Raw genomic sequence first — 13,579 nt, forward strand, 5'->3', positions numbered from 1 at the left:
GCTCGCGCCGTCACCCCATGGCTCTGATCAAGGAGGATCCAGACCGCCGTGAAGCAGCTCCTCTACTCGAAAAAGCTCGCGCCCTATCTGTTCATCCTGCCGTTCCTCGTGACCCTCGCCGTCTTCTGGATCATCCCGCTGGGCCGCTCGGCCGTCATGAGTACCCAAGAGGTGCTCTACGGGCAGGCGACGTTCATCGGTCTCGACAACTACGAGCGGCTCTGGGGGGACCGCATCTTCTGGCAGGCGCTGTTCAACAGCCTGCGCTACATGGTGCTCACGCTCGTCCTGCTCATCCCGATCCCGCTCGCCCTGGCGGCGCTGGTCAACTCGAACATCGGTAGCGCCCGGATCAAGGGCTTCTTCAAGGCCTCCATGTTCGTCCCGGCGCTGACCTCCGTCGTGGTCGCGGGCATCGTCTTCCGCCTCATCTTCGCGGAGTCGGACTCGGCGATCATGAACCAGGTGGTGGAGTTCTTCGGGTTCGGCCCCGTCCGCTGGTTGCGCAGCGACCTCACCGGGCTCGTGGCGCTGCTGGCCATCGCACTCTGGCGGTGGGCAGGGGTGAACATGATGTATTTCCTCGCGGGAATGCAGGCGATCCCTACCGAGTACTACGAGGCGGCGTCGATCGACGGGGCGAGCAAGTTCCGGCAGTTCATCCACATCACGATCCCCAACATCAAGCCGACAGTCGTCTACGTCGTCACGATCAGCATCTACGGCGGCCTCTCGATGTTCCTCGAGAGCTTCATGCTCTACGCGGGCAACAACTCACCCAACAACCAGGGCCTCACGGTCGTCGGATATCTCTACCGCAAGGGCATCGAGGAGAACGACCTCGGCTTCGCCTCCGCGGTCGGCGTGGTGCTGCTCGTCGTCGTCATGACGCTGAACATCTCCTACCTCGTCGCCAGCGGCACCTTCAAGAAGGAGCCCGTCTGATGGCCGCTCAGCTGCCTGTCACCGGCCGCCGACGGTTCGCGCCGTCGACCCGCCGCCGCTTCGCACCGCCCACGGCGTCGTGGGTCCAGGGCGCCTTCCTCGTCGTGATCGCGCTGATCTCCCTGGTGCCGCTCCTCGCGATCTTCGTGGGCACGTTCCAGGACGGCAACGAGGTGATCCGCCGGGGCATGACGTTCGACGTCGACCTCGGCGCACTGAGCCTGGACAACTACGTCCTGCTCTTCACGGACTCCGGGCCCTACTTCCGGTGGTTCGCCAACACGCTGCTCCTGACGGTCGCCCAGGTCGCGGGCACGCTCCTGGTGAGCTCGTTCGTCGCCTACGGCTTCGCGATGTACGAGTTCAGGACCAAGACGCTGTGGTTCGTCATGGTGCTGCTGGTCATGACCGTGCCGTTCGAGATGCTCATGCTCCCGCTGTACGTCCAGGTGAACGACATGGGGCTCGCCGACACCTACACGGTGATCGTGCTCCCGTTCCTCGCGTCGGCCGTGACCATCTTCTTCTTCCGCCAGTACTTCCTCGGCATACCGAAGGAGATCATCGAGGCCGGCCGGGTCGACGGCGTGAGCGAGTTCGGGATCTTCTTCCGCCTCGTCCTGCCGATCACCAAACCGGCGATGGCCGCCATGGCGATCCTCAACGGGATGTTGTGCTGGAACAACTTTCTCTGGCCGCTGCTGGTGCTGCGCAGCCCGGAGAAGTTCACGCTCCCCATCGGCCTGAACACACTCCTGACGCCGTACGGGAACAACTACGAGCTGCTCATCATCGGGGCCTTCTTCTCGTTGATCCCCGTCCTCATCCTTTTCCTCGCATTCCAACGGTTCTTCATCGAAGGAATCACCGCGGGTGCGGTCAAAGGCTGACCGCACCCCAGATCGAACGGAGAAACTCATGACAAGGCTACGGACGACGGTGTCCACGCTGGTCGCGGCCCTCGCGGTCACGGCGCTCACCGCATGCGGGGGCGGCGGTCAGCCAGAAGCACCCGTCACGAACGCGGACGGCTCCACGACGCTGAACATGTGGACGTTCGCCGACGTGCACGCCGCGTACTACGAGGAGATGGCGGAGCGCTGGAACGAGGCCAATCCCGACCAGGAGATCCAGCTCGAGGTCACTGTCTACCCCTACGACGACATGCACAACAAGCTGCAGCTCGCGGTGAACTCCGGTGAGGGCCTGCCCGACGTCGTCGACATCGAGGTCAACAAGTTCGCCAACTTCGTCAAGGGCGACAACCCGCCCCTGGTCGACCTGACCGAGGCCGCGGCGCCGTACACGGACGACATCGTCCAGGCCCGCCTCGACCTGTACAGCAAGGACGGAAAGATCTACGGGTTCCCCACTCACGTGGGCGCCTTCACGACCTTCTACAACACGGAGGCGCTCGAGGGAGCCGGGATCGACTACACGACCATCGAGACCTGGGACGACTTCAAGGCGGCCGGCGTCACGTACAACGAGGAGACGGGCAAGGAGTTCGGCGTCGCCAGCACCAGCGTCATGTTCCTCGAGCCGCTCATCGCGGCGCAGCTCGGCGGGCAGTTCCTCGACGCCGACGGCAACGTCCAGGTGGACAGCCCCGAGGTCGTCGAGACCCTCTCGATGGTCAAGGACATGCAGGACGCCGGCGCGGTGTCGACGATCCCCGGTGGGAGCCCCGACTCCGAGGAGGCGTTCGGCGCCATCAACGACGGCGACTACGCCGCGATCGTCTACCCGGCCTGGTACACGTCCCGCTTCGTCGACTACATGCCCGACCTCGCCGGCAAGGTCGCCATCGCTCCGGCGCCGGTGCCCGACGACGCCGTCGTGCAGACCATCGGTGGCGGCGGCACCGGGGCGGCGGTCCCCGCCGTCTCGCCGAACAAGGACCTCGCCGCCGACTGGCTCGCGTTCGCGAAGCTCTCCCCCGAGGCGAACGTCGCCGTGTGGGAGGTGCTGGGCTTCGACCCGGTGAACATGGCCGTCTGGGAGGACGAAGAGGTCACCGACAACCCGGAGAACAAGTTCAACAAGTACTTCCAGAACAACCTGTTCGACGTCCTCGGCGAGATGCAGGGCGGCATCGGGCACTTCGAGTCGTTCAGCGACCCCAACTGGCCCACCGTGGACGACACGTTCCGCACGGTCACGCTCAACGAGATCTACGAGAACGGCACTCCGGTCCAGGAGGCGCTGGACCAGGCGCAGACCGACCTGCAGAACCAGCTCGGGCAGTAAGGCCCCGGCCCTCTGAACGCGCAGGCGGGGCGGCCGCCGTCGCCACGGCGGCCGCCCCGCCTGCGCGAAGCATGCCTCAAGCACCGACCACCGAGGAGTACATCCACTCATGCTGTCCGCATCCGTCACCATCGACCCGGCGTTCGTCGTCGGGCCGGTACGCCCCCGCACCTTCGGCTCGTTCGTCGAGCACCTGGGCCGCAGCGTGTACACGGGACTCCACGACCCCGGCCACCCGACGGCCGACGCCGACGGCTTCCGTGGCGACGTCGTCGAGCTCACGCGCGAGCTCGGGGTCTCCACAGTCCGCTATCCCGGCGGCAACTTCGTCTCGGGGTACCGCTGGGAGGACGGCATCGGACCGGTCGAGCAGCGCCCCCGGCGGCTCGACCTCGCATGGCACTCGACCGAGCCGAACCTGGTGGGCGTCGACGAGTTCATGCGGTGGTGCGCCAGGACCGGTGTCGAACCGATGATGGCGGTCAACCTGGGCACCCGCGGCGTGCAGGAGGCGCTGGACCTGCTCGAGTACTGCAACGTGCCGGGCGGCACCAAGTGGAGCGACCTGCGCAGGGCCAACGGTGCGGAGGACCCGTACCGGATCAAGATGTGGTGCCTCGGCAACGAGCTGGACGGCCCGTGGCAGATCGGCCACAAGACCGCGTACGAGTACGGGCGGCTCGCGGCCGAGACCGCGCGCGCGATGCGCATGGTCGACCCGGACCTGGAGCTCGTGGTGTGCGGCTCGTCAGGATCCCAGATCTCCACGTTCGGCGAGTGGGAGCACACCGTGCTCACCGAGGCGTACGAGCACGTCGACCACATCTCGGCGCACGCCTACTACTGGGAGGAGGACGGCGACCTCGCGTCGTTCCTGGCCTCCGCGGTCGACATGGACCACTTCGTCGACTCGGTGGCCGCGACCGCCGACGCCGTGCGCGCGGCGGGCAAGCACACCAAGCGGATCCACGTCTCGTTCGACGAGTGGAACGTCTGGTACCAGAAGCGCGCCGAGTCCCGGCCGCCGTCGGGCGACGACTGGCCGGTGGCGCCCGTGCTGCTGGAGGACCGCTACAACGTCGCCGACGCCGTCGTGGTCGGCAACCTGCTCATCTCGCTGCTGCGGCACACCGACCGCGTGCACGCGGCCTCGCTCGCGCAGCTCGTCAACGTCATCGCGCCGATCATGACCGAACCAGGCGGACGGTCCTGGCGGCAGACGACGTTCCATCCCTTCGCGCTCACCGCCCGGCACGCCGCCGGTGACGTGCTGCGTCTGGCCGTGGACGCGCCCGTGCAGGAGACGGCCAAGTTCGGCGCCGTCCCGGTGCTCGACGCCGTCGCGACGCACGACGCCGGGACGGGGGCCGTGGTGCTCCTCGCGGTGAACCGGTCGCTCACGGACGACGTGGCGCTCGACGTCGACCTGCGCGGATTCCCCGGGCTCCGGGTGGCCGAGGCGCTCACGCTGTCCAACCCCGACCACACGTGGTCGGCGACCGCGGACGACGCCACCTCCGTGCTGCCGCGGCCCAACACGACGGCGAAGGTCTCCGACGACCGTGCGCACGTGGACCTGCCGCCGGTCTCCTGGTCGATGATCCGGCTCGAGCGCATCTGACCTGACCGCCCGCCCTGGCCACCTGGTGACCGCGCCGAGATTCCTTGTGGAGCGGGGCGGGCCTTGGAATGCTGGCCGCCAGCAGGCTCGACGGCCGGCGAGACCCGGCGGGACCGATGGGAGCATCATGACCGTGAGCATCGCGGAAGAGGCGTGGGACAGCGCGGACGGCGTCCAGCTGCGTGACGACATGCGGTCGGAGCTGGCCGCCCGCTACAACATCCCCGACCAGGAGGTCGAGGCACCCACCGCCGAGACGGTGAACGTCTTCCTGGTCGCTCGTAGCCCCGAGGGTGTCGCGACGGGCTGCGGCGCCCTTCGGGTGCTGGACGACGGCACCGGCGAGGTCAAGCGGATGTACGTGACGCCGCAGGCGCGCGGAACGGGCGTGGCCATCGGCATCCTGCGTGCGCTGGAGGACCACGCCCGACAGCTCGGGGTGGCCACCCTCGTGCTGTCGACGGGCACGAAGCAGCCCGACGCGATCCGGTTCTACGAACGCGAGGGTTATCAGCACACCGATGGCTACGGGCCATACGTCGGCCAACCCATGGCGCGGTGCTTCACCCTCCAGCTCGGCTAGGTGTGGGAACGGCCGGAGCCGGCAGGACGTCGGCCCGGCCGTAGTCGCCGAGCTTCACGCTGCTGCCGTGAGGGGCCGGCGCTGATCCCCGCCGGCTTCTGGCTCAGGTGTGGGCCCGGAGCGCGAGGAGCTCCGGCGCCAGCACGCCGACTGTGCGACCGGTCAGCTCGACGAGGCCGTCGTGGCGCATCCCGGAGAGCGTACGGGTGACCGTCACGCGTGTCGTGCCCAGCAGGTCGGCGAGTTCCTGCTGGGTGCCCGGCAGCTCGACCTCCGATCCGGGGGCCGCCTCGGCCTGCTCCAGCAGCCAGGCAGCCAGCCGCGCCTCGACGGACCTCGTGGCTGTGTCGGCGAAGCGCTCCTGCTGCTGCCTGGCCTGCTGCGCGAGGAGGCGGAGCACATGGCGGCGGACGGCGGCCACGTCGTCGACGAGCTCCTCGAACTGGTCGCGTGGGAGATACCGGACAGAGCAGGGGGTGACGGCGGTGAGGGAGGACGGGTGGCCCCGGCCATCGATCACGGCGATCTTGTCCAGGGCGCTGGGCGCGGTCCACTCGCCGAAGCGGACGACGCGGCCGGTGGCCGTGGTGATCGTGGCCGACACCCGGCCGTGCAGCAGGAGCAGCAGGTACTCGGCCGGGTCGCCGACGCGGCGCAGCATCTCTCCGGCTTGGTGACGGCGGGGCACGGAGGCGGACCAGAGCCGGCGGAGCCGGTCATCGGGCAGCCCTGCCAGCAGCGGCATGGTGGCCAGCGTCTGCCATGTCGTGGATGTATCGGCCGATACCGAGCGCCCCATCGTCCGACCGTACCCTCGCCCGCATGCTGATTCTCGAGCTGACCTTCGCTGCGACTCCCGAACGCCTCTCCGCCCGTCCGGCGCACCGCGCCATCCTGGCGCGCCTGTACGACGACGGAACTCTGCTCGCGGCCGGTCCGTGGGCGGACGAATCGGGCGCCCTGCTGGTGTTCGACATCGGGCGCGCGGAGCTGGACCGACTCCTCGACGCCGACCCGTACTACCGCACGCCGGGTGTCGAGGTGGCCGGTATCCGTGAATGGCTGCCGGTGGTCGGTCCGCCGGGTGCACCACGCTGAGTCTGCCTCAGTCCAGTGACGCGGCAGCCGCCCGCAGCTCGGCCAGGGCGGTCAGCGCGTACTCGGCGAGGTCGTCCTCGGCGACGCCGTCGTCCTGGGACCATGCGGAGTACGCCCGCCCGAAGGCGAGGACGCCGAGCTCAGCCGCGAGGGCCGCCGTCGGCTCGGGGACGCCACGGTCGACGAGCGCTGCGGCCATGGCCGCGCCGAGGGTGGCGTTCTTCAGCGCGTTGCGCTCCTGGAGCTCGGCGCTGGCAGCGATGGCCGCCTTGAGGCGGGGGGCGAGCTCGCGTTTGTCGGGGCCCATCATGCCTGCCGCGCGCACGAGGCCCGCGGCCACCGCGTCGAGCGGGCTCGCACCCTCGGGAGCCTCGGCGATGCCCTCGGTCAGCAGCGTCGTGAGCGTTTCCTGGCCGGCGGTGAGCAGGTCGCGCTTGTCAGGGAAGTACCGGAAGAACGTGCTCTTGGTGACGCCGGCGCGCTCGGCGATCTGCGCGACCGTCGTCGCGTCGTACCCCTGCTCGGTGAACAGGTCGAGCGCCGCTACGACGAGGCGGTCGCGCGCCCCGGGTTCCCATCGAGCCATGGCCACATCCTACGTGATGGGACTCTTATCCCATCACGGTGCTACAGTGATGAGACAAGAGTCCCATCACTGTCAGGAGAGAACCCATGCACGTCTTCGTCACCGGTGGCACCGGTCAGATCGGCTCAGCCGTGGTCGCCGAGCTCTTCGACCACGGTCACACCGTCCTCGCCCTCGCGCGTTCCGACGCATCGGCACGTGCCGCACAACAGGCCGGCGCCGAACCGCTCCGGGGGTCGCTCACCGACCTGGCCGCCCTGCGCGACGGCGTCGCGCGGACCGACGGCGTCATCCACCTCGCCTTCGCGAACGACTTCAGCAGCGCCGAGGCGCTCGCGCGGTCCGTGACCGAGGAGAGCGAGGCGCTCGCGACCCTGGGCGCAGAGCTCATCGGCACCAGCCGCCCGCTGGTCACCGTCTCCGGCACGCCGGCCGTGCCGGGCCGCGCCTCCACCGAGGCCGACCCGCTGCCTACCGACGGACCTGTCGCCGGTCGCAGCCTCGCCGTGACCGCAGCCCTCGACCTGGCCGCACAGGGCGTCCGCACGTCGGCGATCCGCCTGCCACGGACCGTGCACAACAACGGCGCCGGCGGGTTCGCCGAGATGTTGACCGGCATCGCGCGGCAGACCGGGGTGTCGGGCTACCCGGGCGACGGCACCCAGCGCTGGCCCGCCGTGCACACGCTCGACGCGGCGGTGCTGCTCCGGCTCGCCCTGGAGAACGCCGAAGCCGGCACCGCCTGGCACGCCGTGGCGGACGAAGGCGACGCGGTCCGTGACATCGCGGAGGTCATCGGCAGGCGCCTCGGCCTCCCCGTCGCGTCGGTACCCGAGGAGACCTACGGCCCGATCGGTCCGGTCTTCGCCGCCGACCAGCCGTCCTCGAGCGCTCACACCCGGCAGGCACTCGGCTGGGAACCGACGCATCCCGCCCTCCTGGCGGACCTGGAGAACATTCAGCCCTGACGGCAGGCTCCCCGCGCCGGCACTCGGTGGCCGGCCACTCCCCTAGTCCGTAGCGGGAGCGTCGTTCGCCACGGTGGCCCAGCGGCGGCGGGCGAGCAGCAGGCCGGACCCGGCCATCAGCAGCAGAACCGCGGCAACGACGACCCCCAGCGGGTCCGCCCCGGTGGCCGCGAGTCCGCCTGCTGGGCCTGCGTCGGGCGTCACACCACCTGGCCCCGGCGAGCCCTGGGAGCCGGTGCCCGCTGGGTCCCCAGGCGTCGAGGAGACCTCCCCCGGCGTCGGGGAGAAGCTGGGGCTCGGGTCGGCACTCTGATGTGGCTCGGGAGCGCCAGGCCCGGAAGGTTCTGGATCGGGGCTATCGACCGGCGGTGTGCCGTCCTGGTCGGCGCAGGTCACCGCCAAGACATCGGCGTCCTGCTCAAAGCCGTCGCCGTCGGCCACGATCGTGAGGGTGTGCGTGGTGGAGACAGTTCCGTGCTCCTGGGTCGGGACCGACCACGTCGTCTCGACGCAGTACCTCCCGGGCTGCGTGACCGCCCATGAGGTGTTCGACGTGTCGGTCTGCGGCCACACGCTCACCGTGGTGATGCCCGCAGCAGTGTCGAACACGGTCCTCCGGGGCTTTTCTTGCTCCACCCAGAGATCACCCGGGCCGTCGACGCGGTCGATCGTCCAGGTGACGTCGCCCGTCACCTCGTCCTGAGGGACGGCCAGGGTGTTCCACCGCAGATAGGGCACCGCGTCGCGCGATCGGTAGGAGAACTTGCCGCCGTCGTGCCCGAACCAGTAGGCGCCGTCCTCGGCGAGGGAGCCGCGGAAGATCGCGTCCTCCAGGTCCAGTCGCTCCGGGAGGGCGTCACGGTAGCTGCTGGACCGCAGCAGGTCCGCACGGAGGTCGGAGTCGTCGAGGACGAGGGAGACGTCCCAGAACGAGCCTTCCACCAGGACCGGTCCGTCGGCAGGTTCGGCGGGCTCGGTGCTCGGCCGGCCGTCGACCGCCGGATAGCCTGCCGTCGTGCCGCACGGCTGCACGGTGGCGGGGTCGACGCTCTCGCCGACCACGTGGGTGAGCTGCTCGGAGGCGGTGTGCAGCGTGCCGTCCGCCAGCTCTGCGCCGACGGTGATCGCGATGCAGTAGACGCCTGGTTGGTCGAAGAACCAGTTGTAGTGGACGTGGGTGCCTACCGGGAGGAGGTACCCGGCCGGGAGGCCGCTCTTCGTGTTCGCGAGCAACCCGGCGCCGTTCTTCTCCGAGCCGTAATTGTGGGCCCGTCCCGTGTCGAGGGCGAGGTGGCCCGGGGCCGGCGTCCCGCCGGGTCCGGTGACCGCGTCGATGCGCACGCTGACGCTGGCGTCGTCCGCCGTGGCGGCCCGCAGGGTCGGTGACTGGGTGCTCATGCCCACCCAGGGCAGGCCTGGGACCTGGGAGTAGGGGCTGTTCCAGATCGTCTGCCCGGGCTCTCCGACGAAGGTCCAGTCGTTCGCGGGGGTGAACGACGCGGGGAGGGTAAGGCGTGCGGTGTCGTCCGAGTGCAGCACGAAGCGATCCCAGTCGAGCCGGCCGAGCATGTCGTGATGGGCGCCCAGGGCCAGCGTCGGGGCTCCCGACTCGTCGGTGTCGACCTCGGGTGCGATCGCGTCGATGTGGCCCTCGTCGATGACGCGCACTTCCGGGTCCGGGTCCGGCTCGGGATCGGGGCTGGGCTCCGGATCGGGGCTGGGCTCCGGATCGGGGTCCGGTCCGGGCGCCTCGCCCGGCACCTCTCCTGTCGCCGTGCCGCACGGCGCATCGACGGCGACGGTGTCGCCGACGGCGATCCGGATGGTCCCGACGGCGCCGGCGGGGCTGCCGTCGGCGAGCGTCGCGGTGAAGCCGAGGTCGAAGCAGTACATGCCGGAGGCACCGAACGACGCCCCGGTGTTGAAGATCCCGCGTGCCGGGAGGGCATAGGTCGCGTCGAGCCCCTGCGGTGAACCGTCCCGCTGCTCCCCCGTCCCCCAGCGGAACAGCTCGGTCGGCGCGTCGGGGCCCGTCGTTCCGTCCTCCCGGCTCTCCGGGAGGCCGTGCAGGGCGAACGATCCGGGCGCGACGACGTTCGACATCGAGAAGTAGAGGTTCGGGTCCTCGGCGGCGAGCATGGCCGGCCGCACGGACCGGGTACTGAGCCGGAGCGCGGCGACGTCCTGGGTCTGGTCGTAGTCCAGGAGCGAGACGGTGCTCCAGCGCATCTCGCCGGGTGGTCCGAGCCACGAGAACGACGGGTCCGCAGGGACCTCCCCGACCAACCGCGACGGCACCCGCAGCTGCAGGTCGGGAGCCGTACCGTTCGGCGATGCGCTCCCACGCACGGCCCCGGTACCGCCCGTGAGGTTCGCTGCGAGGTTGACGAGCTTCGACTCCGCCGTCGTGTCCGCGGCGACCGCGCCGGCAGGGACGAGCGCGGCGGCGACCGCCGCGACCGTGATGAGCATCGCCGGGTATCTCCGGCGCCGGGTGCCGGGGGCCCGCCGTCGAGCTGTCGCACTGTTCCGCACTGGTTCTTCTCTTCTCGTCCGCTGGTGGTTTCGACCGGTCTCGCGCCGGGGGCGGTCGCCGGCCGGCGACCGCCCCGGCACAGGTCAGCCGTTGATCACGAACTCGATGTCGCGGTCGGCGCCGTTCGTTCCCGGCGAGGCCTCGAGGACGTCGAAGTTCAGGACGAAGGCGTGGCTGCCGCCGCACGATCCCGCGTCGAACGCCCATGCGCCGTGCTGGTGCGTGCCGGAGCCGACCGTCAGGACCTGCCCGGAGGCAGTGTCGAGCTCCCCGGCCGAGGACGTGTACGTGACGTTCCCCGGACCGCTCACGAGCCCGAGGGTGAGCTCGTAGTCGCTGGCACTGTCGTTGTCGAAGCCGATGAAGGGGACGTCGCCCTCGATGTTGAAGTCGTTCGGCACCGTGTAGACGCCGTTCGAACAGGTCACGTCGGTTCCGGCGACATCGAACACCAGCCGGTAGTCGTCGCTGGAGTCCCAGGACGAGAAGCTGCCGCCGAACTGGTCGTAGATCGAGCCGACCTCGTGGGTGCTGCTGACCGCCACGACGTCGGCGTGGCCGGACGTCACGTCGGACGCGGCCTGTGCGGGTAGCGCCGCGCCGAGGGTGAGCAGCGCGGCGCCGCCCAGGGCGGCCCCCGCCCTGGCGACGCTCCGCAGCGTGCCGGTAGCGGGCGCGCCGCTAGCACCTTCGTGGTGGTGGATGAGAGTTGTGGACATCATTTCTCCTTCGTGCCGGTTCGATGGGGGTGGACTCAGCTGGAGACGAGTTCCCGCACGAGAGCAAGACAGACAGCTCGGACATGCGGGAGCAACAGAACATTCCCCTTATTGAGAATGATTCTCTTTATCTAAGCGCCCGCCGGAACCGGTGTCAACGATCTGACGAGAACGGTTCTCATCCAGGGTCGCTGCAGGGGCTGCCGACAAGGGCTTACTGAGAATGATTCTCAGTTCTGATAAGGTCTGCGCCGCGACCAAGGAACTACACGGCCGACCCGCAGCTGACACGACCTCATCTCCCACATCCCCGAGGAGCCACATGACGCCCGCCTGTGCCCGATCTTTGTCCACCGCGACCGCTGCACTGCTGGTCCTCACCACCACCGCGTGCTCACCCGTCGCACAGGACGACACGGTCGACGTCCTCACGTCGTTCTACCCACTGCAGTACGTCGCCGAGCAGGTCGGCGGCGAGCACGTGAACGTCACCAACCTGACGCCTGCCGCGGCTGACCCGCACAACGTCGAGCTCTCGCCGGCCCGGGTACGCGACATGGGCGAGGCTGATCTTGTCGTGTACCTCTCCGGGATGCAGCCCGCGACGGACGAGGCCCTGGAAGCCAACCCGCCCGGTCGTCTGCTCGACACCGCCGAAGCGGCGGGGCTGGAGGCCGGTCCCAACGGTGGCGCCGCAGCACCGTCGGGCTCCGCTGCGCTCGACCCCCACTTCTGGCAGGACCCCACCCGGCTGGCGGACGTCGCACAGGGCGTCGCCGCCGAGCTCTCCGACGCCGACCCAGCTCACGCGGCCGACTACGCCGCCAATGCCGAGGCTCTGGTCGCGCAGCTCCACGACCTGGACCAGGACTACCGCGATGGGCTCGCACAGTGCGCGGGAGCGACCTTGGTCGTGTCGCACGAGGCCTTCGGCTACCTCGCCGAGCGGTACGACCTCGTCCAGGTCGGCATCTCGGGCATCGACCCCGAAGCGGAACCCTCGCCCGCACGGCTACGCGCCGTGCGCTCCGTGGTCCAGGCCGACGACGTGCAGACGATCTTCTTCGAGGTGATCACGAGCCCCGAGGTCGCTCAGGCCCTCGCGGAGGACATCGGTATCGACTCCGCCAAGCTGGACCCCATCGAAGGGCGGGCGGACCCGGCCGCAGATTACCTGGACATCATGCGGGAGAACCTGGCGGCCTTGCAGGCCGGGCTCGTGTGTGAAGGGACTGCACATGGTGGACGACCCCAGTGATGCCATCGCACGAGCCGCAGCCGTGCTCGTGGGCGGCGTCGTGCTCAGCGCAGCACCACGGTGTGGATCGCCGCGATCAGCCCGTCCGTGATCAGCAGGCGGATCAGTGCCACCGGGTCGCCGTCCCGCGAGGCGACCACGGCCATCCCGTCGTCCAGGGCCAGCGGCGCCAGGACCCAGCCGGACCCTGGGCCCAGGTAGCGCAGTGATCCGGCGGCCACCTGCTCCGCGCCGGCGTCGAACCCGATGCGTTCGCCGCGCCGGGTCGCCCAGCCGGACACGTCGGGGTGCAGCACCCTGGCGAGGGCGTCGAGGTCTCCCCCGGCGCACGCCGCGATAAAGAAGTCCACCACCTCCTGCAGCTCCGGATCGGGGCCCGGTGCTTCCGGCGTCGGGCCGGACTCCCTGATCGCTCGCCGGGCCCGGCTGGCGAGCTGGCGACAGGCGCCGGGCGTCCTGCCGACCGTCTCGGCCACGCTCTCGAACGGGATCCCGAAGACGTCGTGCAGCAGGAAGGCCGCCCGCTCGCCGGGTGTGAGCTGTGCCAGCACGACCGCCAGCGCGCGGCGGATCTCGTCGTCCAGGGTGACCCGGTCGGCTGGATCCGGTGCGTCGGCGACGGCGTCGAAGCTCCACTCGGTGGGGTCGTGCGGCGCCGAGAGCCGCCCGTGTGCCGAGCCGATCCGGTCCAGGGCGAGGCGCCGTACCACCACGACCAACCAGCCGCGCAGATCCCGGATGTCGTTGACGTCCTGGACCGTGAGGCGCGCGAACGCGTCCTGGACCACGTCCTCTGCCTCGGTGGAGTCACCAAGGATCCGGTGCGCGACGGCGAGCAGGTAGGTCCGGTCGTCCCGCATCGCGGCCGCGACCCGTTCGGTCCCGGCACGGTCAGGCCCGCTGCGTTCGCTCTCGCTCATGCGCACAGGACGATCGTGCCCCCTGCAGTGTGACTGTCACACCTGGGCGCGGTGGTTCGTCCTGTCCCGGACCGCGGCCGACCCGGCGGCCGACG

The 13,579-nt window shown here is 69.9% G+C and carries 13 protein-coding genes; 8 read left to right on the forward strand and 5 right to left on the reverse strand.

What is annotated here, in order from left to right; all coding sequences use genetic code 11:
* The first annotated feature begins 48 nt into the window (after window positions 1-48).
* From ACFSL2_RS07020 to ACFSL2_RS07040, 5 genes are all read left to right on the forward strand, one after another.
* Entirely contained in the window at window positions 49-945 is an 897-nt protein-coding gene (locus ACFSL2_RS07020; protein ID WP_377197163.1) for a carbohydrate ABC transporter permease, read from the forward strand.
* The gene (locus ACFSL2_RS07025) at window positions 945-1,835 is read left to right on the forward strand and encodes a carbohydrate ABC transporter permease (protein WP_377197164.1); all 891 of its coding nucleotides are present in this window, start codon (window positions 945-947) and stop codon (window positions 1,833-1,835) included. The genes ACFSL2_RS07020 and ACFSL2_RS07025 overlap by 1 nt, the downstream gene beginning before the upstream one ends.
* A gap of 28 nt (window positions 1,836-1,863) precedes the next feature.
* Window positions 1,864-3,195 (forward strand): ABC transporter substrate-binding protein, encoded by a 1,332-nt coding sequence (locus ACFSL2_RS07030; protein WP_377197165.1) that lies wholly within the window; start codon window positions 1,864-1,866, stop codon window positions 3,193-3,195.
* Window positions 3,196-3,304: 109 nt separating this feature from the next.
* The gene (arfA, locus tag ACFSL2_RS07035; RefSeq protein WP_377197166.1) at window positions 3,305-4,816 is read left to right on the forward strand and encodes an arabinosylfuranosidase ArfA; all 1,512 of its coding nucleotides are present in this window, start codon (window positions 3,305-3,307) and stop codon (window positions 4,814-4,816) included.
* Between the two features lie 127 nt (window positions 4,817-4,943).
* The gene (locus ACFSL2_RS07040; protein WP_377197167.1) at window positions 4,944-5,399 is read left to right on the forward strand and encodes a GNAT family N-acetyltransferase; all 456 of its coding nucleotides are present in this window, start codon (window positions 4,944-4,946) and stop codon (window positions 5,397-5,399) included.
* Window positions 5,400-5,502: 103 nt separating this feature from the next.
* Here ACFSL2_RS07040 and ACFSL2_RS07045 read toward each other — a convergent pair whose 3' ends face one another.
* Window positions 5,503-6,198 carry a Crp/Fnr family transcriptional regulator gene (locus ACFSL2_RS07045; RefSeq protein WP_377197168.1) on the reverse strand — a complete coding sequence of 232 codons (696 nt, stop codon included), beginning with the start codon at window positions 6,196-6,198 and terminating at the stop codon, window positions 5,503-5,505.
* Between the two features lie 23 nt (window positions 6,199-6,221).
* Between ACFSL2_RS07045 and ACFSL2_RS07050 the strand changes: the two genes are divergently transcribed.
* The gene (locus ACFSL2_RS07050) at window positions 6,222-6,497 is read left to right on the forward strand and encodes a YciI family protein (RefSeq protein WP_377197169.1); all 276 of its coding nucleotides are present in this window, start codon (window positions 6,222-6,224) and stop codon (window positions 6,495-6,497) included.
* Window positions 6,498-6,504: 7 nt separating this feature from the next.
* Here ACFSL2_RS07050 and ACFSL2_RS07055 read toward each other — a convergent pair whose 3' ends face one another.
* On the reverse strand, window positions 6,505-7,083 hold the full coding sequence (locus ACFSL2_RS07055; RefSeq protein WP_377197170.1) for a TetR/AcrR family transcriptional regulator: 579 nt from the start codon (window positions 7,081-7,083) through the stop codon (window positions 6,505-6,507).
* An 86-nt stretch (window positions 7,084-7,169) separates the two neighbouring features.
* Between ACFSL2_RS07055 and ACFSL2_RS07060 the strand changes: the two genes are divergently transcribed.
* Window positions 7,170-8,051, forward strand: coding sequence for an SDR family oxidoreductase (locus tag ACFSL2_RS07060; RefSeq protein WP_377197171.1), 882 nt, complete (start codon window positions 7,170-7,172; stop codon window positions 8,049-8,051).
* A gap of 42 nt (window positions 8,052-8,093) precedes the next feature.
* On the opposite strand, the gene ACFSL2_RS07065 is transcribed toward ACFSL2_RS07060, so the two are convergent.
* Together ACFSL2_RS07065 and ACFSL2_RS07070 are read right to left on the reverse strand one after the other, a co-directional pair.
* Complete coding sequence (locus ACFSL2_RS07065; protein WP_377197172.1) at window positions 8,094-10,523, reverse strand: choice-of-anchor M domain-containing protein; 2,430 nt, start codon at window positions 10,521-10,523, stop codon at window positions 8,094-8,096.
* Window positions 10,524-10,670: 147 nt separating this feature from the next.
* Window positions 10,671-11,306 (reverse strand): hypothetical protein, encoded by a 636-nt coding sequence (locus ACFSL2_RS07070; protein WP_377197173.1) that lies wholly within the window; start codon window positions 11,304-11,306, stop codon window positions 10,671-10,673.
* Between the two features lie 322 nt (window positions 11,307-11,628).
* Between ACFSL2_RS07070 and ACFSL2_RS07075 the strand changes: the two genes are divergently transcribed.
* The gene (locus tag ACFSL2_RS07075) at window positions 11,629-12,564 is read left to right on the forward strand and encodes a metal ABC transporter substrate-binding protein (RefSeq protein WP_377197174.1); all 936 of its coding nucleotides are present in this window, start codon (window positions 11,629-11,631) and stop codon (window positions 12,562-12,564) included.
* Between the two features lie 44 nt (window positions 12,565-12,608).
* Here the strand turns inward: ACFSL2_RS07075 and ACFSL2_RS07080 are convergent, their stop codons facing one another.
* The gene (locus tag ACFSL2_RS07080) at window positions 12,609-13,484 is read right to left on the reverse strand and encodes a sigma-70 family RNA polymerase sigma factor (protein ID WP_377197175.1); all 876 of its coding nucleotides are present in this window, start codon (window positions 13,482-13,484) and stop codon (window positions 12,609-12,611) included.
* Between the last annotated feature and the right edge of the window lie 95 nt (window positions 13,485-13,579).

Source organism: Promicromonospora aerolata (assembly GCF_042682255.1).
Classification (GTDB): domain Bacteria; phylum Actinomycetota; class Actinomycetes; order Actinomycetales; family Cellulomonadaceae; genus Promicromonospora; species Promicromonospora aerolata.

Bases quoted from the DNA above. Each gene is read 5' to 3' on its own strand.
- ACFSL2_RS07025 (WP_377197164.1), top strand. From the start codon at position 945: ATGGCCGCTCAGCTGCCTGTCACCGGCCGCCGACGGTTCGCGCCGTCG.
- ACFSL2_RS07030 (WP_377197165.1), top strand. From the start codon at position 1,864: ATGACAAGGCTACGGACGACGGTGTCCACGCTGGTCGCGGCCCTCGCG.
- arfA (WP_377197166.1), top strand. From the start codon at position 3,305: ATGCTGTCCGCATCCGTCACCATCGACCCGGCGTTCGTCGTCGGGCCG.
- ACFSL2_RS07040 (WP_377197167.1), top strand. From the start codon at position 4,944: ATGACCGTGAGCATCGCGGAAGAGGCGTGGGACAGCGCGGACGGCGTC.
- ACFSL2_RS07045 (WP_377197168.1), bottom strand. From the start codon at position 6,198: ATGGGGCGCTCGGTATCGGCCGATACATCCACGACATGGCAGACGCTG.
- ACFSL2_RS07050 (WP_377197169.1), top strand. From the start codon at position 6,222: ATGCTGATTCTCGAGCTGACCTTCGCTGCGACTCCCGAACGCCTCTCC.
- ACFSL2_RS07055 (WP_377197170.1), bottom strand. From the start codon at position 7,083: ATGGCTCGATGGGAACCCGGGGCGCGCGACCGCCTCGTCGTAGCGGCG.
- ACFSL2_RS07060 (WP_377197171.1), top strand. From the start codon at position 7,170: ATGCACGTCTTCGTCACCGGTGGCACCGGTCAGATCGGCTCAGCCGTG.
- ACFSL2_RS07065 (WP_377197172.1), bottom strand. From the start codon at position 10,523: ATGCTCATCACGGTCGCGGCGGTCGCCGCCGCGCTCGTCCCTGCCGGC.
- ACFSL2_RS07070 (WP_377197173.1), bottom strand. From the start codon at position 11,306: ATGTCCACAACTCTCATCCACCACCACGAAGGTGCTAGCGGCGCGCCC.
- ACFSL2_RS07075 (WP_377197174.1), top strand. From the start codon at position 11,629: ATGACGCCCGCCTGTGCCCGATCTTTGTCCACCGCGACCGCTGCACTG.
- ACFSL2_RS07080 (WP_377197175.1), bottom strand. From the start codon at position 13,484: ATGAGCGAGAGCGAACGCAGCGGGCCTGACCGTGCCGGGACCGAACGG.